Source organism: Pseudomonas sp. EL_65y_Pfl2_R96, assembly GCF_963970905.1.
Lineage (GTDB): Bacteria > Pseudomonadota > Gammaproteobacteria > Pseudomonadales > Pseudomonadaceae > Aquipseudomonas.
The window spans coordinates 1-457 of sequence record NZ_CAXAQH010000334.1 but is presented as its reverse complement, the minus strand read 5'-3'; the positions used below and the strand labels follow the sequence as shown (position 1 = coordinate 457).

Here is a 457-nt window from a genome sequence, read left to right as displayed (position 1 = left end):
AACAATGAGGGGCTACCGTCGCATACCATACCATATCGTGGTGCCCATCTTGTGGCTGTTGCTAATAGTGCCGGCTTGTGCGCAACACATTCAGCTAGAGGTTGCTAACGCTGTAGTTGTTGAGAGCCATGGTGGATATCCAGCGGTTTCTGTTGCTTTGACCACCGATTCAAAGCGTGAGTTCGCGACATTTTCGACGAGCGTGATAGGCCGACTTGTCGAAATCAGGAACAGCTACGAGGTCTTAGCGACGATTAGGCTTCAGACATCGATACAGAATGGTGTGGTGCAGTTCAACGTTCGCGGGAAAAGTGTTGATGGTGTTGTGCGGCAGTTATCCGAGCATGGCGCGAAACTTGAGATCAGGGTGGTGGAACCAAGGTGACTCATCGTCGCCCCCACGGAAGAAAGTTCGATGACAACTCAAATCGTAGATGCAGCTACAGGACCGATTCCG

1 protein-coding gene is annotated in these 457 nt (G+C 51.4%); it reads left to right on the top strand.

Annotated features, from left to right (window positions below):
• A partial coding sequence (locus tag AACY49_RS30905; protein WP_339528103.1) for a hypothetical protein occupies positions 1 to 385 on the top strand: 385 nt, incomplete at its 5' end.
• Positions 386 to 457: the final 72 nt, after the last annotated feature.